Annotated in this window: 22 protein-coding genes; 7 read left to right on the top strand and 15 right to left on the bottom strand. The window is 67.5% G+C overall.

Annotated features, from left to right (window positions below):
* Positions 1-29: 29 nt before the first annotated feature.
* Entirely contained in the window at positions 30-794 is a 765-nt protein-coding gene (locus CY658_RS04350; protein ID WP_101489015.1) for a HesA/MoeB/ThiF family protein, read from the top strand.
* A gap of 27 nt (positions 795-821) precedes the next feature.
* On the opposite strand, the gene CY658_RS04345 is transcribed toward CY658_RS04350, so the two are convergent.
* The gene (locus CY658_RS04345; RefSeq protein WP_101489014.1) at positions 822-2,843 is read right to left on the bottom strand and encodes an AsmA family protein; all 2,022 of its coding nucleotides are present in this window, start codon (positions 2,841-2,843) and stop codon (positions 822-824) included.
* Positions 2,844-3,100: 257 nt separating this feature from the next.
* Here CY658_RS04345 and CY658_RS04340 point away from each other — a divergent pair, with 257 nt between their 5' ends.
* A complete protein-coding gene (locus tag CY658_RS04340; RefSeq protein WP_101489013.1) occupies positions 3,101-3,502 on the top strand; it encodes a response regulator in 402 nt (133 codons plus the stop codon).
* A 10-nt stretch (positions 3,503-3,512) separates the two neighbouring features.
* Here the strand turns inward: CY658_RS04340 and CY658_RS04335 are convergent, their stop codons facing one another.
* Positions 3,513-4,145: a response regulator gene (locus CY658_RS04335; RefSeq protein ID WP_007837167.1), complete on the bottom strand. Its 633-nt coding sequence runs from the start codon at positions 4,143-4,145 to the stop codon at positions 3,513-3,515.
* A 130-nt stretch (positions 4,146-4,275) separates the two neighbouring features.
* On the opposite strand from CY658_RS04335, the gene CY658_RS04330 reads away from it, so the two are divergent.
* The 5 genes from CY658_RS04330 to CY658_RS04310 all read left to right on the top strand — a co-directional run bounded on the left by CY658_RS04330 (position 4,276) and on the right by CY658_RS04310 (position 7,384).
* Positions 4,276-5,646 carry a CHASE3 domain-containing protein gene (locus CY658_RS04330; protein ID WP_101489012.1) on the top strand — a complete coding sequence of 457 codons (1,371 nt, stop codon included), beginning with the start codon at positions 4,276-4,278 and terminating at the stop codon, positions 5,644-5,646.
* 204 nt (positions 5,647-5,850) lie between these two features.
* The gene (locus CY658_RS04325; RefSeq protein ID WP_070063586.1) at positions 5,851-6,015 is read left to right on the top strand and encodes a DUF1328 domain-containing protein; all 165 of its coding nucleotides are present in this window, start codon (positions 5,851-5,853) and stop codon (positions 6,013-6,015) included.
* Between the two features lie 54 nt (positions 6,016-6,069).
* Entirely contained in the window at positions 6,070-6,444 is a 375-nt protein-coding gene (locus CY658_RS04320; RefSeq protein WP_101489011.1) for a hypothetical protein, read from the top strand.
* A 57-nt stretch (positions 6,445-6,501) separates the two neighbouring features.
* Positions 6,502-6,885 carry a hypothetical protein gene (locus CY658_RS04315; protein WP_101489010.1) on the top strand — a complete coding sequence of 128 codons (384 nt, stop codon included), beginning with the start codon at positions 6,502-6,504 and terminating at the stop codon, positions 6,883-6,885.
* Positions 6,872-7,384, top strand: coding sequence for a hypothetical protein (locus CY658_RS04310; RefSeq protein WP_101489009.1), 513 nt, complete (start codon positions 6,872-6,874; stop codon positions 7,382-7,384). Before CY658_RS04315 ends, CY658_RS04310 begins: the two co-directional genes overlap by 14 nt.
* An 81-nt stretch (positions 7,385-7,465) precedes the next feature.
* On the opposite strand, the gene CY658_RS04305 is transcribed toward CY658_RS04310, so the two are convergent.
* The 13 genes from CY658_RS04305 to CY658_RS04245 all read right to left on the bottom strand — a co-directional run bounded on the left by CY658_RS04305 (position 7,466) and on the right by CY658_RS04245 (position 17,409).
* Positions 7,466-7,960: a BON domain-containing protein gene (locus CY658_RS04305; protein ID WP_101489008.1), complete on the bottom strand. Its 495-nt coding sequence runs from the start codon at positions 7,958-7,960 to the stop codon at positions 7,466-7,468.
* A gap of 135 nt (positions 7,961-8,095) precedes the next feature.
* Positions 8,096-8,920, bottom strand: coding sequence for a DUF429 domain-containing protein (locus tag CY658_RS04300; RefSeq protein ID WP_101489007.1), 825 nt, complete (start codon positions 8,918-8,920; stop codon positions 8,096-8,098).
* Positions 8,921-8,933: 13 nt separating this feature from the next.
* Positions 8,934-9,815 carry a DMT family transporter gene (locus tag CY658_RS04295; protein WP_101489006.1) on the bottom strand — a complete coding sequence of 294 codons (882 nt, stop codon included), beginning with the start codon at positions 9,813-9,815 and terminating at the stop codon, positions 8,934-8,936.
* A gap of 16 nt (positions 9,816-9,831) precedes the next feature.
* Entirely contained in the window at positions 9,832-10,254 is a 423-nt protein-coding gene (locus tag CY658_RS04290) for a BLUF domain-containing protein (RefSeq protein WP_101489005.1), read from the bottom strand.
* 3 nt (positions 10,255-10,257) lie between these two features.
* Positions 10,258-10,995 (bottom strand): GTP cyclohydrolase I, encoded by a 738-nt coding sequence (gene folE, locus CY658_RS04285; RefSeq protein ID WP_101489004.1) that lies wholly within the window; start codon positions 10,993-10,995, stop codon positions 10,258-10,260.
* A 139-nt stretch (positions 10,996-11,134) separates the two neighbouring features.
* Complete coding sequence (locus CY658_RS04280) at positions 11,135-11,899, bottom strand: endonuclease/exonuclease/phosphatase family protein (protein ID WP_101489003.1); 765 nt, start codon at positions 11,897-11,899, stop codon at positions 11,135-11,137.
* On the bottom strand, positions 11,896-12,381 hold the full coding sequence (nudB, locus tag CY658_RS04275) for a dihydroneopterin triphosphate diphosphatase (RefSeq protein ID WP_101489002.1): 486 nt from the start codon (positions 12,379-12,381) through the stop codon (positions 11,896-11,898). The genes CY658_RS04280 and nudB overlap by 4 nt, the downstream gene beginning before the upstream one ends.
* Positions 12,359-12,670, bottom strand: a complete 312-nt coding sequence (locus tag CY658_RS04270) for a CcdB family protein (protein ID WP_101489001.1) — start codon at positions 12,668-12,670, stop codon at positions 12,359-12,361. Before CY658_RS04270 ends, nudB begins: the two co-directional genes overlap by 23 nt.
* Positions 12,671-12,952, bottom strand: a complete 282-nt coding sequence (locus CY658_RS04265; RefSeq protein WP_099792284.1) for a type II toxin-antitoxin system prevent-host-death family antitoxin — start codon at positions 12,950-12,952, stop codon at positions 12,671-12,673.
* A 64-nt stretch (positions 12,953-13,016) separates the two neighbouring features.
* Positions 13,017-14,825: an aspartate--tRNA ligase gene (gene aspS, locus CY658_RS04260; protein WP_101489000.1), complete on the bottom strand. Its 1,809-nt coding sequence runs from the start codon at positions 14,823-14,825 to the stop codon at positions 13,017-13,019.
* A 37-nt stretch (positions 14,826-14,862) separates the two neighbouring features.
* Positions 14,863-15,495, bottom strand: a complete 633-nt coding sequence (locus CY658_RS04255; protein WP_101488999.1) for a DUF502 domain-containing protein — start codon at positions 15,493-15,495, stop codon at positions 14,863-14,865.
* Positions 15,496-15,507: 12 nt separating this feature from the next.
* Positions 15,508-15,855, bottom strand: coding sequence for an FmdB family zinc ribbon protein (locus CY658_RS04250; RefSeq protein WP_101488998.1), 348 nt, complete (start codon positions 15,853-15,855; stop codon positions 15,508-15,510).
* A gap of 105 nt (positions 15,856-15,960) precedes the next feature.
* Positions 15,961-17,409, bottom strand: coding sequence for a sodium:solute symporter family protein (locus tag CY658_RS04245; protein WP_101488997.1), 1,449 nt, complete (start codon positions 17,407-17,409; stop codon positions 15,961-15,963).
* Between the last annotated feature and the right edge of the window lie 3 nt (positions 17,410-17,412).

The raw sequence follows: 17,412 nt of genomic DNA, 5'->3' as shown, positions 1-17,412 counted from the left end.
CTTCCTCCGCGAAGTTCCAGGCAGCGCGCATGGACGATCACGACCTGCTGCGCTATTCGCGCCACATCCTCCTCGAAGAATTCGGCATCGACGGCCAGGCGCGCGTCAGTGCCGGGCGGGTGCTGGTCATCGGCGCCGGCGGGCTGGGCTCGCCGGTGGCGCTGTACCTCGCGGCAGCGGGGGTCGGCCACATCGTGCTGGTCGACGACGACGAGGTCGATCTCACCAATCTCCAGCGGCAGGTGGCCCACACGCACGCGCGGGTGGGGCAGTCCAAAGTCGCCTCCGCCGCGCAGGCCATGCGCGACATCAACCCCGACATCGCCATCGAGACCCACGCCGTGCGCGCCGACGAGGCGCTGCTGTCGCAGCTCGTGGCCGAGGCCGACGTGGTGGTCGACTGCTGCGACAACTTCGCCACCCGGCAGGCCGTGAACCGCGCCTGCGTGGCGCACGCCAAGCCGCTGGTGGCGGGCGCAGCGATCCGTTTCGACGGGCAGCTGAGCGTCTACGACACGCGCGACGCCGCCTGCCCTTGCTACGCCTGCCTGTTCCCGCCCGAGGCCAGCTTCGAGGAAACGCGCTGCGCGGTGCTCGGCGTGTTCGGCCCGGTCGTCGGCACCATCGGCACGCTGCAGGCCAGCGAGGCGCTCAAGCTGCTGGCGGGCATCGGGCCGTCGCTGGCGGGCAAGCTGCTGATGTTCGACGGGCGCAGCACCAGCTTCGACACGCTGCGCGTCTCGCGCGATCCGCACTGCAGCGTCTGCGCGCAGCGGCCCCAGGCCGGCGCCTGAGCGCCCGCCCTCTTCTTCTTTCTTTCGTCAAGGCTGACGGGCGCCCTTGGCCCGCGCGGCACCGCGCGACGCCGCCCCCGTCGTCGGCCGGTTCGCCAGCGCCAGCACGCCCGTGCAGTCGGCGTTCTCGCCAGGCCCGGTCTCGATGGTCGCGGCCAGCGCCAGCAGCGGGTTGATGGCGCCGAGCGCCAGCGCGGCGAGGCCACGGCCGGCCAGCGGGCCGAACTCGACACCGCCCCTGGGCGCGCCGAAGGTGCCGCTCACGACCAGCGGCGTGCGCAGCGACAGGATGCTCGGGCTCTTGGGCTCGGGGTGGATCACGAAGTCCAGCGACTCGGTCGCGAGGTTGGCCTGGCCGGTGGCGGTGAAGACGGCGTTGGTGGTGTCCAGCACCAGCGTGCGCCCGTTCATCACGCCCTTGTTCACGTCGAAGGCCAAGGCCGCGCAGCGCAGCTCCACGTCGCGATCGCCGCGCAGCAGGAACTTGAGGATGTCGCCGCCCACCAGCGTCGCGAACACGGGCATCAGGTTGCCGAACTGGCCGCGCCCCGACAGCACCGCCATGTCGCCCGACGCGCCGCCGAGCCAGCTGGCCACCGAGTTGCCGGCGCCCGACAGGTTGATGCGCCCGTCGAGCCGGCCCACGCTGTTGCCCGAGTTCTCGAGCTTGGGAATCAGCCGCGCCAGCCGAAGGCCGCGCACGTCGAGCGAGGCGCGGATGTCGGCCGGTGTCTTGGTGGCGTCGATGCGGATGGCGCCCGCGAGCTTGCCGTTGGCGACGCCCAGGTCGAGCGGGTCGAGCGACAGCACGCCATCGGTCAGCTTGATCTTGACGCTGCCGCGGTCCAGCGGCACCTGGCGCACGTTGCGGATGGTTTCGGCGGTGTAGCCCACGTCGGCGTTCATGGCGTGCAGCCGCCCGAAGTCGAAGGGGTGGGTCGGCAGCACCTTGCCGCCGGGCGGGCGCTTGGGCTGGGCCGAGGCGACAGGCGCCACGCCTTCCACGGCGTTGGCGGAACGCGCCGTGGGCGGCAGGCCGATCAGCGGGCCGAGGTCGTCCATGTCCATCACGCGCGAGCGCAACGTGCCCGACAGGCGCGGCACCTTGCCGGCCTGGTCGAAACTCATGTCGCCGCCGATGTCCGACAGGCCCAGCCGGCCGTTGAGCCCCGTCGCGTCCCAGACCTTGCCGCGCTTGCGCAGGCCGCCGCTCAGCGCGTAGGGCGGGGTCTGTGGCAGCACGACGCCGGTCAGCGGGAACAGCGCGCTCAGCGTCTGGCCCTTGACCTGGAACGTGGCGTCGATGCCGTCGAAGCCCGCGAGCTGGGCCACGGTGCCGCTGGCCTTGAGCTTCGTCTGGCCGGCGGCGGCATCGATCTCCAGCGGGAACGGCGGCGCGCCCGCGGCGTTGATCTGCAAGACGTTGCCGGTGCGCCCGTTTGCCGTGAGCGGCTGGCCCTTGTAGCGGCCCTTGATGCGGTAGTGCAGCGGCAGCTCGCCGCGGTTGCTGTCGTAGTCGAGGTCGGCATGCACGTCGACGCCCAGGTGCGTGGCCAGGAAGTCGACGGCGCCCTGGTCAACCTGGATCAGGCCGATGGTGGGCACGGTGCCGGTGTCCGAGGTGTCCTTGCCGAAGGCCCAGGTGCGGCGCCCGTCGGGCTCCATCTGCAGCCCCACGGTGGGCGCGGTGAGCGCCAGCCGCGGGATGACCACCCGCTTGTCGATGAGCGGCCACAGCCGGATCTCGAAGCTCGCCCGCTCGGCCTTCACCAGGTAGGGATCGCGCGCCCACTCGGGGTTGGCGAACTCGATGCCGTCGAAATTCACGGTGGCGGCTTTCCAGCCCAGGTCGACGTCGAGCCGGCGCGTGATCTCGAACTTGCGTCCGGTCTTCTCGCTCACGAAACGGTTGAGCGGCTCGCGCAGCGTGTCCCACGGAAAGAAGGCGACGAGAAGCGCGAGCGCGGTCAGCAGGACGGCGACCAGCAGCACGAAGGCCGCCAGCAGTTTCTGCCAGCGCGGCCGGGCGCGAAGGGATTGGGTTGCCATGGTCGATTCTTACCCGGATGCGCGCCCGGGCCGGGTCGGCGGCGGGCCGCAGACCCCGTGCGGCTTGGCCTACGGGCGGGCGCGAAGCCGCGTGGAGACAGCCGCCTGCACAGGCGTCGGAACCCGCCTACAACGCGCGGCCCTTGAACCCTGCATGATCCGCTGCGGGAAAGCCTCAATGTCCATGGGCAGGCTCTCTCCTCCGCAGGGCGCTTGGACACGAGCACCTGCCCACCTCAGAGGAAGCGCGGTTCGGCATGGATTCCAGATTGCAGACCTATGTTGTCGAAGACAACCCCACGATCCGTGAAAACCTCATCGGCACTCTGGAAGAGCTCACCTGCACCACGGTGGTCGGCTTCACCGACAACGAGCAGCAGGCGCGCGACTGGCTGCGCGACCATGCCGACGAGTGGCACCTGGCCATCGTCGATCTCTTTCTCAAGCAAGGGAGTGGCCTGGGCATCCTTCAGGCCTGCCAGTCGCGCAAGCCCGGCCAGACGGTGGTGGTGCTCAGCAACTATGCGACGCCCGACATCCGGCGCCGCTGCGCCGAGTTCGGGGTCGACGCGGTGTTCGACAAGTCGAACGAAATCGACGCGCTGGTCGATTTCTGCATCCGCCAGGCCGCCGCGCTGCGGCCACCCGGCGATGCCTAGTCTTTGTTGCTCAATCGATGAGCTTGTTCTTCAGCGCGTAGTAGGTCAGGTCGCTGTTGGAAGACAGGTTCATCTTCTCCATCAGCCGCGTGCGGTAGGTGCTCACCGTCTTCACCGACAGCGACAGCGTCTTGGCGATGTCGCCGGCGGTTTCGCCCTTGGCCAGCTTCAGGAACACCTGGAATTCGCGCTCCGAGAGCTGCTCGTGCGGCGCGGCGTCGTCCTTGCGGTCGAGTTGGCGGGCCAGCAGTTCGGCCACGGCGGGCGTGATGTAGCGCCGGCCCAGCGAAATAGTGCGAATGGCGTTCACGATCTCGATGGGATCGCATTCCTTGTTGAGGTAGCCGCTGGCGCCCTGACGGATCAGGTTCATCGCGTAGTGCTCCTCGGGGTAGCCGCTGAGGATCAGGATGCCCACGTCCGGCGCCTTGGCGCGGATCATGGCGAGTGCATCGATACCGCTTTGTCCCGGCATGGACAGATCCATCACCAGCACGTCCAGCTCGGTCGTGCGCACCAGCTCGATGGCTTCACGGCCACTGGCTGCTTCGCCCGCCACGCGCAGGTCCACGTGCTCGGAGAAGAACTGCCGGAGGCCCGATCGCACGATGGCGTGGTCGTCCACAATTCCAATTTTGATCATCTGTTACTTTCGTCGTTGTACTGCTGCTTTGGAAGCCGCAGCATGCCGGTCCCTGATTGTTATCAATTATTCACGAAGTTGCATTGAATGCGACCCTAAGGGTGACATGCACTGGTTAGCCCCCCAAAAAATGGCCGTGAGCCTCTTGCTCGCGGCGCTGGCCGCACTGGCCCTCGTGGGCATCAACGAGGCAGGATACCGGCAGTCGAGCCGCGCCCTGGCGGACATCGACGAAGCCCAGCAGATCCGGGGCACGCTCAACCAGATTCTGCAGAACATGCTGGACGCCGAAACCGGCCAGCGCGGCTTCCTGCTCACGGGCGAGGCCGCCTACCGCCAGCCCTACGACGTGGCCGTGAAGCAGGTGGACGGCAACCTGGCCACGCTGCGCCAGCTGTACGCCGAGCGCCCGGCCGAGCGCACCCAGCTGACCGAGCTGTCCAAGCACGTGCTGCGCAAGATCGCCGAGATGGACATGAGCGTGCGGCTGCGCCACGAGGGCAACGAGGACGCCTGGAAGTTCGTCATGACCACCGACGTCGGGCGCGAGGAGATGGAAGCCATCCGCGCCACCGCCAACGAGCTGGTGAAGGCCAGCAACGCGACGCTGCACGCCGGCCAGCTGCAGGTGATGAAGTCGCTGCAGCTGGCACGCATCGGCACCGGCATCGTGGCGCTGGCTGCGCTGATCGCCTTCTTCCTGTACCTGCGCCAGACGCACGCGCTGCGCTCCATCGGCGAGCGCCAGCAGGAGGCGCTGCAGCGCGAACGCAATGCGCTCGAAGACGAGGTGCGCGAACGCACGGCCTCGCTGGGCGAGCTAGCCACCCACCTGCAGGACGTGCGCGAGACCGAGCGCGGCTACCTGGCGCGCGAGCTGCACGACGAGCTGGGCTCGCTGCTCACGGCCGCCAAGCTCGACGTGGCGCGGCTGAAGTCGCGGCTGGCCGACGCGCCCGATGCCATTCAGCGGCTGCAGCATCTGACCGAACTGCTCAACAGCGGCATCGCGCTCAAGCGCCGCATCATCGAGGACCTGCGGCCTTCGTCGCTCTCCAACCTCGGGCTGGTCGCCTCGCTGGAAATCCTGGGGCGCGAGTTCGGGGAGCGCTCGGGGCTGGAGATCGAGATGGCGCTGGAGCCCGTGACCATGGACGAATCGCGCCAGCTCACGATCTACCGCATGGTGCAAGAGAGCCTCACCAACATCGGCAAGTACGCCGAGGCCACCGAAGCCACCATCGTGCTGAAGAACTACGCCAACCACGTGATCGTGGAAGTGGCCGACAACGGCAAGGGCTTCGACGCGCAGCGCATGCGCCCGTCGACGCACGGCCTGGCGGGCATGCGCCATCGGGTCGAGGCGGCACGCGGCAAGCTCACCATCACCTCGGCGCCGGGGCAGGGCACGCGGCTCAGCGCGATGCTGCCGGTGGTGAAGCCCACGCCGCAGGCCGGCACGCCGGCGAGCCTCGACACCCCCACGTCGCGCAGTGCCTGACGCAGCCGGTGGCATTTCTTCACGCCACGGCCTGCGGCGACTCGGTCGCCTCCTACGCTCCCCCGCCCCGGTCGCTGACAGGGCCGGCGCGGCCCTGCCTTTAAGGTGGTTCCTGTGTCATCCGGTGCAGCATCGCTTCTTGGGTTCTGCTGTCGGATGCGCGGTTTCAAACCATAAAAGAGGGAAGCCTCGAAGGAGTTCCGCATGCTGCACTACGCCGTGGTATTTCTGGTCATCGCACTCATCGCTGCCGTCTTCGGCTTCGGTGGCATCGCCGCCAGCGCGGTGGGGATCGCCAAGGTCCTTTTCATCATCTTTGCCGTGCTCGCCATCGCCAGCTTCCTGGCCGGCTTGCTACGACGCAAGTAGCGTAGTTACGATCCATAGGCTCCCGCATTTCATCTTCCCGGAAAGGACTCTCCCATGAACACGACCAAGACCCCTTCGCAACTCGCCGACGACGTGCGCCAGACCGCTCACGAAGCGGCAGAAACCACCCGCGCCTACGCTCAGAACGCGGTGAATGCGGCGGGTGAAAAGGTCCGCGAACTGCGCCGCGACGCCGAGCCGGGTGTCGAGCAGTTGGCCGCACGCGTGCAGCAAGCAGTGCAACGCGGCCTTGACGCCGCCTCGACCACCAGCGCCCGCGCCCACCGCCGCATTGAACAGGCCGCCGACGTGACGGGCCGCTACATCTCCGACCAGCCCGTGCGCTCGGTGCTGCTGGCCGCTGCGGCCGGCGCCGCCATCACGGCGCTGATCGTGCTGGCCAGCCGCCGCAGCCGCGACGACTACTGATCCGTTGCATCGCCATTGATTGACTGACCGACCGACCCCGCCCGACCACCCTCGCACATGCTTCATCCGATCTTCTCGACGGTGCTCGGGCACCCGGAGCTCATTGCCGATCACATCGCCAACTACGCGGCCCTTGCCCGGCAGGAGAGTGCCGTGGCGGGACGCGGCCTCGTCGCCCGACTGGTCGCGGGCGTCCTGGCCGTGGCCACCGCCGTGCTGGCGCTCGGGCTGATCGGCGTGGCCGTGCTGCTCGGTGTGCTGCACGGCAGCTTCCACTGGGTGCTGGTGGTGGTGCCCGCGGTGGCGGTGGTGATTGCGGCGATCTGCACCTGGATCGCCACCCGCCCGAGTCCGAACTACGGCTTCGACGATCTGCGCGCCCAGCTGGCCGCGGACCTCGACGCGCTGCACGCCGCCGGAGCCCGCCATGAGCAGCCCTGACCCACGCCGCCCTGCCGCATCGCAGCTGACGCCGCAGCAGCGGTTGGCCATTTCGCGCCGCGCGCTCGTGCGGCAACTGAACGGTGGCGAGCCGGACGCACCCGCGCCCCATCGCGCCTTTGCCGCCGGTGACGCCGACGACGATCTCGAATACGCACACACCGACGCCGATGATGGGCCTCCCGCCTCGCCGGGGCGCCGCCACAACGTCTGGAGCGCCATGGCGCGCGGCGTGGTGCAGCGCTGGTGGCGTCGCCATCCCGCGCACGCGGCCGGCCAGCTGGCCCGCCCTCTGCTCGAACACTACGCCCGCACGGAGCCCGTCAAGCTCATGGCCGCCGCGGCAGCCACGGGCTCGCTTCTGGTGCTCGTGCGGCCCTGGCGGCTGCTCTCGGCCACGGCCGTGATCGCGGCGGTGCTCAAGACCTCCGACGTGGCCGACCTGGTCAACACGCTGCTGCAGAAGCCCGCGCGCCTGCCGCGACAAGACCCGCCCTGACGTTCAGGCCTGCGCGCTCTTTGCGCACCCAAGAAAAAGCCCTCGCGAAGAGGGCTTTTCTGTTTCTGGCGGAAGGACCGGTCAGCCCTTCACTTCAAGCTGGTTGTTCACCGACTTCACGCCCTGCACGGCCTTGGCGATTTCCTCGGCGCGCGACTTGGCGGCGGCCGTCGGTGCCGGCCCCTTGAGGCTCACGGTGCCGCCCTTGGTGTCGACGTCGATCTTGATCGCGCTCAGGTCGGGGTCCTTGGCCAGGCCGGCCGAGACCGAGGCGGTGATCGCGGCATCGTCGACCGTGGCGGTCACCGCGGCGGTGGCGTCCTTGGCGGCTTCCTTCACATCGGCCGTGGCGCCGGCCATGCCAGTCTTGGCGTCGGTCGCGGCCTGTTCGGTCTTGGCCTTGGCATCGGAGGCCGCCTGCTCGGTCTTGGCGACGGCGCTGTCGAGCTTCTCGCCTGCTGTCTGGTTGCCCGGCTTGTCGCAGGCGGCCAGGGTCAGCGCGGCGCCGGCTGCGAGCACGGCGAGCCAGGTGCGCGAGGTGGCAAAGGAAGCGAGGGAACGGTTCGACGTTGTCATGGGAAATCCTCCTGCGGTCGGAATGAATGCATGGACCGGCTTGGTCCACGCCCATCAATCTAGCCCCCACCGCCTGCGCCCGGGTGTCGCCGCAGGCCCGAAGCGCTGTAGGACAAGCAAGCGACGGCAGGCGGCTCAGGCGCTGACGATCCAGCCTTCGAGCGGGTCCATGGCCTGCGGCAATCCGTAGCCGGGCCCCGGGCTGTCGGCGCGCTGGCGGGCCCACGCGGCCTGCAGCAGGCACAGCACCGCATCGAGTTCGTCGCCCTTGGCATCGGCGCGCAGCCCTTCGCGCTGCGCGGCTGTGAGTCGGAGCCGCAGGCCGAGCCGTGTCTGCCCGGCCTCGAGTGCGGCCAGCAGGTCGGCACGCGCGATCTCGCGCTCGGGCGACTGGCGCGCGAGGTCGTCGCTCTTGTAGCTGCGCCGGCCGATGAGTTCACGCGCCAGCAGGCCCGGGTAGGCCTCCAGCGCGATGCGGTCCTTGTGCGTGCCCGTGTGCAGGCCCGGCAATGTCGCGCCCGCCGCGAGCAGGCGCGGCACGCCGGCGTGCAGCATGTAGGCCACCGGCGGGTTCACCCATTTCATCGACGGGCTCGACCCCGCCGGGGCATCGGTCGCGCGGTGCGCGAACTTGCCGCCGACCGGGCGCGCCGCGCAGAAGGCGGCGAAGGTGTCGCGGATTTCGGCGCGGCTCAGGGCGGCGTAGTGGGCGATCAGCGCATCCCATGCGGTGGGCCACTGCAGGTGCTCGACCAGCTCACGCGGCAGGCCGAAGGGAAAGTCGAAGCCGCCGACCCAGGCGGGCGTGCTGTGGTCGAGCCACTGGCCCCACGCGTCGAGCGTGGTGAAGCGATGCAGACCGGTCAGCGCGACGACATCGGCGCCGGCCATCTCGCCGACGGCCACGACGATGGGTTTGCGGGCGGTCGGTGCGCTCGAGAAATCGCAGCCGAAGAGCATCGCCCGCCTTCGGTCAACCCAGTGCGAGCGCGATCACGCCGGCCGCGATGAACAGCGCGCCCAGCAGCCGCAGCATGCGATCGCCTTCGCGCAGCAGGTGCCCGCCGATCAGCGCGGCGAACAGCATCGACACCTCGCGCGCGGGCGCGACGTGCGAGATGGGCGCTTGCTGCACCGCGTACAGCACGAGCACGTACGACACGGGGCTGATCACCGCCACCAGCAACGCGTACTTCCACTGTTCGCGCCACATGCGCGCGGTGGTCGCGCGGTCTTGCAGCGCGGCGGGCAGCAGCAGCACGAGGCGCACGAAGTTGCTCATGTAGTCGAGCAGGATCGGCGACATCGCGAGGAACTTGACGGCGTAGCTGTCGGTGATCGTGTAGGCCGCGATGAAGGCGCCGGTCAGCACGCCGTAGCGCATGCCCTTCTGCACGCGCTCGCGCTGCACCGGGTCGTGCTTCTTGTGAAAGAGGCGCGGGCCGCCGGCCACCAGGAACACGCCGAGCACCACGCCGAAGATGCCGGCCACGCCGACGAGGCTGATCTTCTCGCCGAGGAACAGGATCGCGACCAGCGACGAGAGCAGCGGCCCCGAGCCGCGTGCCAGCGGGTACACCACCGTGAGGTCCGACTTGCGGTAGCCGCGCAGCAGCACGACGTAATAGAAGACGTGCAGCACGCCGCTCAGCACGATGAACGTCCACTCCTTCGTGCCCCAGGTCGGCACGACGCTCCAACCGAGCGTGATGCCCACGGGCGCCCAGACCACGGCCATGAACACGCCGCTCTGGAACGCAAAGCGCGAGTCGCCGTTCGCCTTCTTGGCGGCGATGTTCCAGCTGGCGTGAATGACCCCGGCGAGCAGGATCAGCGCAAAGGCAGAGAGTGGCACCCCGGTGGAACCGGGATCAGTGGCGGCCGACGATGGCGGCGGTCGCCATCAGTTCTTCGAGCAGCGCGAGCGAGACCTTGCCGGAGACCTTGTAGGGGTCGAGTTCGGGCTTTTCGGAGTACTTCAGCAGCGTCGAGGCGTTGAGCTTCGAGAGGTTGACCTGCCCCATCGTCCAGCCGCCGAAACGGCGCTCGGAGATTTCTTCGTAATGCAACAACACCACGTCCTTGTGGCGCGCATCGCGCTGGATGTGGCCGTAGAGATCGCTGATGGCGTCGCGCCCGCCCTCGATGGCCTGCAGGAAGGTGCCGGCGCCGTAGCAGAGGATGCCGGTGATGCCGCAGGCCGGGTTGTGCGTGCGCGATTTCGCGAGGATCGCCTCGATGGCCTCGGGGCTGGTATCGACGGCGCGGCTGGCGTAAAGAAGACGGACCAGCATGGCTCAGCTCTTTCTTGGCAACAGGGAAAGGAATTCGCGGCGCAGGCTCGGGTCCTTGAGGAACACGCCGCGCATGACGGAGTTGATCATCTTGCTGTCCATTTCCTTCACGCCGCGCCAGGCCATGCAGAAGTGCTCGGCTTCCATGACCAGCGCGAGGCCGTCGGGCTGCGTCTTTTCCTGGATCAGGTCGGCCAGCTGCACCACGGCTTCTTCCTGGATCTGCGGACGGCCCATGACCCATTCGGCCAGGCGCGCGTACTTCGACAGGCCGATCACGTTGGTGTGCTCGTTGGGCATCACGCCGATCCAGAGCTTGCCGATGATCGGGCAGAAGTGGTGCGAGCAGGCGCTGCGCACGGTGATCGGGCCGACGATCATCAGCTCGTTCAGGTGCTCGGCGTTGGGAAACTCGGTGAGCGGCGGCGGCGGCACGTAGCGGCCGCGGAACACCTCGTTGAGGTACATCTTGGCCACGCGGCGCGCGGTGTTGTCGGTGTTGTGGTCGTTCTCGACGTCGATGACCAGGCTCTCGAGCACGCCCTTCATCTTGACCTCGACCTCGTCGAGCAGCGACTCCAGTTCACCGGGTTGGATGAACTCGGCGATGTTGTCGTTGGCGTGGAAACGCTTGCGCGCTGCATTCAGTCGCTCGCGGATCTTGACGGAGACGGGGGTGCCCTCGTCATCGTCATCGTCTTTTCGATCGGGAAGCGGTTCGACGTCGGTTTTCCTCAGCATCTGCGGATGGTATCAGTGAACCCTTTTTCAGCACCGCCAGAGGGGGAACACCGCGGAACCGGCTTTGCCGGGCCGCAGGTGTTGCCCCCGGTAGGGGGTTGGAGAAGCGACACGCAGTGCGCGAAGCCTGGGGGCGAGCTCAGGCCAACGCGAAGTCGGCTACCAGCGGAAGGTGGTCGGACATGCGGGCCCAAATGGGGCCGCGTGGAACGGAGCAAGACAGCGGCTCGAGCTGGCGCCCGTAGACGAAATCGAGCTGCGCCACCGGCAAGCGCGAGGGGTACGTGAGCGTGCGCGGGCCGCGCAGGTCGCTGGTGTCACGCAGGCCCATGGCATTCATGGCGTAGCGCATGCGCGCGCCCCAGTCGTTGAAATCGCCGGCCACCACCACGGCCTCGTCGGCCGGCACCTCGCGCTCGATGAACTCGCGCAGCCGGGCCACCTGCCGCACGCGGCTGCCTTTGATGAGTCCCAGATGCACCACGATGGCGTGGATCGGGCGGCCCTCCACCTCGATCACCGCGTGCAGCAGGCCGCGCTGTTCAAAGCGGTGGTCGGAGATGTCCTGGTGGCTGGTGCGGATCACCGGCCAGCGCGTGAGCAGCGCATTGCCGTGCTCGCCGTGGCGCGTGACGGCGTTGGTCTCGTAGACGGCCGTGTAGCCCTCGGGCGCGAGAAAGTCGGCCTGCGGCAGTTCGGGCCAGCGCGGAAAGCGCGCGGCGGCCTGCCGGTTCATCTTGCGCACTTCCTGCAGGCAGACGATGTCGGCATCGAGCTGCTCGATGGCGTGGCCCAGGTTGTGAATCTCGAGCCGGCGTGCCGGCCCGATGCCCTGCACACCCTTGTGGATGTTGTAGGTCGCGACCCGGAGGTTGTGCGCTGCGGAGGCTGCCGGTGGATTCATCGCGCAAATTCTGGCAGCAACAGAATGGCTTCGGCGTTGGACGGGGAAAAACACGCATCGGCCGCCTCGCGGTACGGCAGCCATTGCCAGTCGGTGTGCTCGCGCACGGCGAGCACGGGCGTCAGGCGCTCGGGCACGCACAGGCCGAACAGGTGCTCGGTGTTGTGGGTGATGCCGGGCTCGTAACGCGCACGCCAGCCGGGGTAGATCTCGTAGATGTTGCGCAGCTGCCAGTCGACCAGCTGCGACGCCAGCGGCGTACCTTCGCCGCACTGGATGCCTGTTTCCTCGGCCACTTCGCGCGCCGCGGTGAGCATGAGCGGCTCGTCGAGGGCATCCTTGCTGCCGGTGACCGACTGCCAGAACTCGTGGGCATCGGCGCGCCGGATCAACAGCACATCGAGCGCGGGCGTGTGGATCACGACCAAGACCGACTCGGGGATCTTGAAGGGGCTCGGATCAGAAGCCACTGAGCACAGCATCCAATGCCGCTGCCACCTCACCGGCGCGGGGAGCGAGCGAGGCGACTGGTTTCTTGAGAAGTTTTGCCGACAGAGGGGCTGCCAGGTGCGGCATCAAGGACAACGTCTCTCCGTCCATGTCCACGGTCGGGCACAAGTTGACTGGTGCCTGGCGCGCACCGACACGAAACACGGGAATGACAAGGCGCGTCGACAAATGATCGAGCAGGCCGCTTTGCACATCAACGACGTAGGGAACCGTCCGGCGCGCCTCGAGCCGAGGGTTCTCGTAGATGTCGAACTGTGCCATTCAAGGCGCGTCCTGCCAGGCCACCATGCCCTCGCACCACAGCCCGTGCTTCTCCACCAGTTCGTTCTGTGCGGCGATCCAGTCCTTGTATTCCGCATTGAACTCGCGCTTGCGCTGCGCCATCGATTTCTTTTGCTCCAGCGCCTCGAGTTCCGCAAAGCGCGCCGCGGAAACAAGAACGACCGCCACGCGGTCGTTCTTCATTACGTGCACCGGTTCACGCTCGGCCTGGCCGAGGTAGTAGCCGAATCGGTTCTTGGCTTCGGTGGCGGTGATCTGCATGGCTGGCTCCGGGGAGTGATTAGCCATTTTAGCCAATCACCCTGTCCGTGCCAACCTGCCGGCCTCAGGCCGCGGCTTGCGGCGTGTTGCGCAGCTTGATGTGCAGTTCGCGCAGCTGCTTCTCGTCGACCGGGCTCGGCGCCTGCGTCAGCAGGTCTTGCGCGCGCTGGGTCTTGGGGAAGGCGATCACGTCGCGAATCGACTCGGCGCCGGTCATGAGCATGACGAGGCGGTCCAGGCCAATGGCGATGCCGCCGTGCGGCGGGGCGCCGTACTGCAGCGCGTCCAGCAGGAAGCCGAACTTGAGCTGTGCGTCTTCGGCGCTGATCTTCAGCGCGCGGAACACCTTGCTCTGCACTTCCTCGCGGTGGATACGCACCGAACCGCCGCCCATCTCGATGCCGTTGAGCACCATGTCGTAGGCCTTGGCAATGCACTTCTCGGGCGCGGTGTCCATGAGGTCTTCATGGCCGTCCTTCGGTGCGGTGAACGGGTGGTGCACGGCCGACCAGCGCTGGCCTTCCTCGTCGAACTCGAACATCGGGAAGTCGACCACCCACAGCGGTGCCCAGCGGTCGTCGAAGAGGCCGGCCTTCTTGCCGAAGGGGCTGTGGCCGATCTTCACGCGCAGCGCGCCGATGGCGTCGTTGACGACCTTTTCCTTGTCGGCACCGAAGAACAGGATATCGCCGTTGCACGCGCCGGTGCGGGCGATGATCTCGGCCAGCGTGGCGTCGTCGAGGTTCTTGACGATCGGGCTTTGCAGGCCTTCGCGGCCGGCGGCTGCGTCGTTGACCTTGATGTAGGCCAGGCCCTTGGCGCCGTAGATCTTCACGAATTCCTGGTACGCGTCGATCTCGCCGCGCGACATGCCGCCCTCGGCACCGCCGCCGGGCACGCGCAGTGCGACGACGCGGCCGCCAGTCATGGTGGCGGCGTTCGAGAACACCTTGAACTCGACACGCTTCATCAGCTCGGTGAGTTCGGTGAATTCGAGCTTCACACGCAGGTCGGGCTTGTCCGAACCGTACTTGAACATCGCGTCGGCGTAGCTCATGGTCGGGAACACCGGCAGGTCGATGCCCGCGGCGTTGCGGAACATGGTGCGGACCATGCCTTCGAACATCTCGCGGATTTCTTCTTCGGAGAGGAACGAGGTCTCGATGTCGATCTGCGTGAATTCAGGCTGGCGGTCGGCGCGCAGGTCTTCGTCGCGGAAGCACTTCACGATCTGGTAGTAGCGGTCGTAGCCGGCCACCATCAGCAGTTGCTTGAAGAGCTGGGGCGACTGCGGCAGCGCGAAGAAGCTGCCGTCGTGCACGCGGCTGGGCACGAGGTAGTCGCGCGCGCCTTCGGGCGTGGACTTGCCGAGCATGGGCGTCTCGATGTCGATGAAGCCATTGGCGTCGAGGAACTTGCGCGTTTCCATCGTCACCTTGTAGCGCAGCATCATGTTGCGCTGCATGGCCGGGCGGCGCAGGTCGAGCACGCGGTGCGTGAGGCGGGTGGTTTCCGACAGGTTGTCGTCGTCCAGCAGGAACGGGGGCGTGACCGACGGGTTCAGCACCTTCAGCTCGTGGCACAGCACTTCGATCTTGCCGCTCTTGAGGCTGTCGTTGGTCGTGCCTTCGGGGCGCGAGCGCACGAGGCCGGTGATCTGCACGCAGAACTCGTTGCGCAGGTTCTCGGCCACGGCGAAGGTCGAGGCGCGGTCGGGGTCGCACACCACCTGCACGTAGCCTTCGCGGTCGCGCACGTCGATGAAGATCACGCCGCCGTGGTCACGGCGACGGTTGACCCACCCGCACAGGGTGACGGTCTGGCCCAACAGGGCTTCGGTCACAAGACCGCAATAGTGAGTACGCATGGCCATAGGAAGGACTTCCGGCGCCGTCGTGGCGCGTTCGTTTTTATGAGTTGGATGGCTTGATCGCCACCGAGGAGGGGCCGCCTGGAACGACCACGCCCATCGAGACGATGTACTTGAGCGCTTCGTCCACGCTCATCTTCAGTTCGACGCAGTCACTGCGCTTGAGCATGACGAAGTAGCCGCCCGTGGGGTTGGGCGTGGTCGGCACGTAGACGCTGAGGAATTCCTCGGTGCCCAGGTACTCGGCCACTTCGTTGCCCGGCGCGCCGGTCACGAAGGCAATGGTCCACACGCTCTCGCGCGGCCACTGGATCAGCACTGCCGTGCGGAATGCGTTGCCGTTCTCGGAGAACAGCGTGTCCGACACCTGCTTGACGCTCGAGTAGATCGAGCGCACGACCGGAATGCGCCGCACCACGGCGTCGCCCCAGCCGAGCAGGCGCTTGCCGACGAAGTTGCTCGCAATGGCGCCGACCACCAGCAGGATGGCCAGCGTGAGCAGCACGCCGAGTCCGCGGATGTTGTTGTCGTAGAGCCAACGCTGCCATGCGCCCGGCAGCACCCACAGCGTCTGGTCGAGCGTGTCGATGATCCACTTCAGCACCGCCAGGGTGATGAACAGCGGAACGATCACCAGCAAGCCGGAGAACAACCATTTGCGCAGGGCGGACATGAAAGGGTTCCGTCAGTCGCCGCTCTTGGCGGCAGCCGGAGCAGCAGCGGGGGCCGGCGCAGGCGCGGGCGCCGGTGCGGGACTGGCTGCAGAAGACGAGGACGTGTCGGCCGGCTTGGCATTGTCGCCACTGCCGGAAGCCGCGGGCGCGGTGGGGGCCTCGGACTTCTTGCCGCCGCCGTCGCGGAAGTCGGTCACGTACCAGCCCGAGCCCTTGAGCTGGAAGCCGGCGGCCGTGACCTGCTTTTCAAATGCGCTCGCACCGCATTCCGGGCACACCGAGAGTGGCGTGTCCGACATCTTCTGCAGAACGTCCTTGGCAAAGCCGCAGGAACTGCACTTGTAGGCGTAAATGGGCATGGGGAATCGGGGTGGAAATGAGCGACGCAGCTGCCGCTCGCAAAGCCCTCGATTATAGGGGCGCCCCCGCCCACAGGGCCGCACGGGGTGCGGCCCCACCCTTCGTCAGGCCGGCTCGGTCGCCAGGAGGCGGTGCGGCGTGTGAGTGTCCACTATCCATTGCGGCAGCAGCGAACCGAGGACCATGCCCACGAACGCGGACAGCACGCCCGCCAGCTGCGCCGGGAAGGCGGTGCCCCAGGGCATCGCCATGAACAGCAACCAGACGCCGATGCCGCCGGCGATCGAGGCGATGGCGCCCTGGGTGGTGGCGCGGCGCCAGTACAGGCCGCAGACCAGCGGCACGAAGGCCCCCACCAGCGGCACCTGGTAGGCGCCCGACACCAGTTCGTAGATCGGCGTGCCCTGCATGCGAATGGCGTAGGCCAGCACGGCGGCACTGAACAGCAGCACCGTGATGCGCATCGTCATCAGGTTTTCGCGGTCGGTGCCGGCCGGGCGGAACTGGCGCCAGATGTTCTCGGTGAAGGTGACGCTGGGCGCCAGCAAGGTGGCCGAGGCGGTCGACTTGATGGCCGACAGCAGCGCGCCGAAGAACAGCACCTGCATCACGAACGGCATCTTCTGCAGCACCAGCGTGGGCAGCACCTTCTGCGGATCTTCCTTCAGCAGCACGACCACCTCCTCCGGCATGATGAGCAGCGCGCTGGCCACGAGGAACATCGGCACGAAGGCGAACAGGATGTACGCCACGCCGCCGATCACCGGGCCGCGCGTGGCGGCCCTGACGCTGTCGGCCGACATCACGCGCTGGAACACGTCCTGCTGCGGAATGGAGCCCAGCATCATCGTGATGGCCGCGGCAAAGAAGAACACCATGTCGTGCCAGTTGGGCTCGGGCCAGAACTTGAAGAGGTCCTTGCTGACCGCGAAGGCGATCACCTTGTCGGCGCCACCGGCCATGTCGCCCGCGAACATCGCGATGACCGCCAGGCCGATGACCAGGATGATCATCTGGATGAAGTCGGTCACGGCCACCGACCACATGCCGCCGAACAGCGTGTAGGCCAGGATCGAGACCACACCGATCACCATGCCCACCGGAATGCTGATCGCACCGGCCGACAGCACGTTGAACACCAGCCCCAGCGCCGTGACCTGCGCCGACACCCAGCCCAGGTAGCTCAGCATGATGATCAGCGAGCAGGCCACTTCCACGCTGCGGCCGTAGCGCTCGCGGTAGTAGTCGCTGATGGTCAGCAGCGTCATGCGGTACAGCTTGCCCGCGAAGAACAGGCCCACCAGGATCAGGCAGGTGCCCGCACCGAACGGGTCTTCGACCACGCCGCTCAGCCCGCCTTCGATGAACTTGGCCGGGATGCCGAGCACCGTCTCGGACCCGAACCAGGTCGCGAAGGTGGTCGTGACGATCATGAACAGCGGCAGGTGCCGCCCCGCGATCGCGAAGTCGGTGGTGTTCTTCACCCGCTTGGCCGCATACAGGCCGATGGCGATGGTGACCAGCAGATAGACGATGACCAGCGTCAACAACACGGT

The organism is Variovorax sp. RO1 (genome assembly GCF_002849325.1).
In the GTDB taxonomy this organism is placed as follows: Bacteria; Pseudomonadota; Gammaproteobacteria; order Burkholderiales; family Burkholderiaceae_C; genus Variovorax.
The sequence above is the reverse complement of the archived record's forward strand: the minus strand, read 5'-3'. Positions and strand labels throughout refer to the sequence as shown.

Bases quoted from the DNA above. Each gene is read 5' to 3' on its own strand.
- CY658_RS04255 (WP_101488999.1), bottom strand. From the start codon at position 15,495: ATGTCCGCCCTGCGCAAATGGTTGTTCTCCGGCTTGCTGGTGATCGTT.
- CY658_RS04320 (WP_101489011.1), top strand. From the start codon at position 6,070: ATGAACACGACCAAGACCCCTTCGCAACTCGCCGACGACGTGCGCCAG.
- CY658_RS04330 (WP_101489012.1), top strand. From the start codon at position 4,276: ATGGCCGTGAGCCTCTTGCTCGCGGCGCTGGCCGCACTGGCCCTCGTG.
- nudB (WP_101489002.1), bottom strand. From the start codon at position 12,381: ATGCTGTGCTCAGTGGCTTCTGATCCGAGCCCCTTCAAGATCCCCGAG.
- aspS (WP_101489000.1), bottom strand. From the start codon at position 14,825: ATGGCCATGCGTACTCACTATTGCGGTCTTGTGACCGAAGCCCTGTTG.
- folE (WP_101489004.1), bottom strand. From the start codon at position 10,995: ATGCTGAGGAAAACCGACGTCGAACCGCTTCCCGATCGAAAAGACGAT.
- CY658_RS04305 (WP_101489008.1), bottom strand. From the start codon at position 7,960: ATGACAACGTCGAACCGTTCCCTCGCTTCCTTTGCCACCTCGCGCACC.
- CY658_RS04340 (WP_101489013.1), top strand. From the start codon at position 3,101: ATGGATTCCAGATTGCAGACCTATGTTGTCGAAGACAACCCCACGATC.
- CY658_RS04290 (WP_101489005.1), bottom strand. From the start codon at position 10,254: ATGCTGGTCCGTCTTCTTTACGCCAGCCGCGCCGTCGATACCAGCCCC.
- CY658_RS04265 (WP_099792284.1), bottom strand. From the start codon at position 12,952: ATGCAGATCACCGCCACCGAAGCCAAGAACCGATTCGGCTACTACCTC.
- CY658_RS04315 (WP_101489010.1), top strand. From the start codon at position 6,502: ATGCTTCATCCGATCTTCTCGACGGTGCTCGGGCACCCGGAGCTCATT.
- CY658_RS04350 (WP_101489015.1), top strand. From the start codon at position 30: ATGGACGATCACGACCTGCTGCGCTATTCGCGCCACATCCTCCTCGAA.
- CY658_RS04300 (WP_101489007.1), bottom strand. From the start codon at position 8,920: ATGCTCTTCGGCTGCGATTTCTCGAGCGCACCGACCGCCCGCAAACCC.
- CY658_RS04325 (WP_070063586.1), top strand. From the start codon at position 5,851: ATGCTGCACTACGCCGTGGTATTTCTGGTCATCGCACTCATCGCTGCC.
- CY658_RS04250 (WP_101488998.1), bottom strand. From the start codon at position 15,855: ATGCCCATTTACGCCTACAAGTGCAGTTCCTGCGGCTTTGCCAAGGAC.
- CY658_RS04270 (WP_101489001.1), bottom strand. From the start codon at position 12,670: ATGGCACAGTTCGACATCTACGAGAACCCTCGGCTCGAGGCGCGCCGG.
- CY658_RS04280 (WP_101489003.1), bottom strand. From the start codon at position 11,899: ATGAATCCACCGGCAGCCTCCGCAGCGCACAACCTCCGGGTCGCGACC.
- CY658_RS04345 (WP_101489014.1), bottom strand. From the start codon at position 2,843: ATGGCAACCCAATCCCTTCGCGCCCGGCCGCGCTGGCAGAAACTGCTG.
- CY658_RS04335 (WP_007837167.1), bottom strand. From the start codon at position 4,145: ATGATCAAAATTGGAATTGTGGACGACCACGCCATCGTGCGATCGGGC.
- CY658_RS04310 (WP_101489009.1), top strand. From the start codon at position 6,872: ATGAGCAGCCCTGACCCACGCCGCCCTGCCGCATCGCAGCTGACGCCG.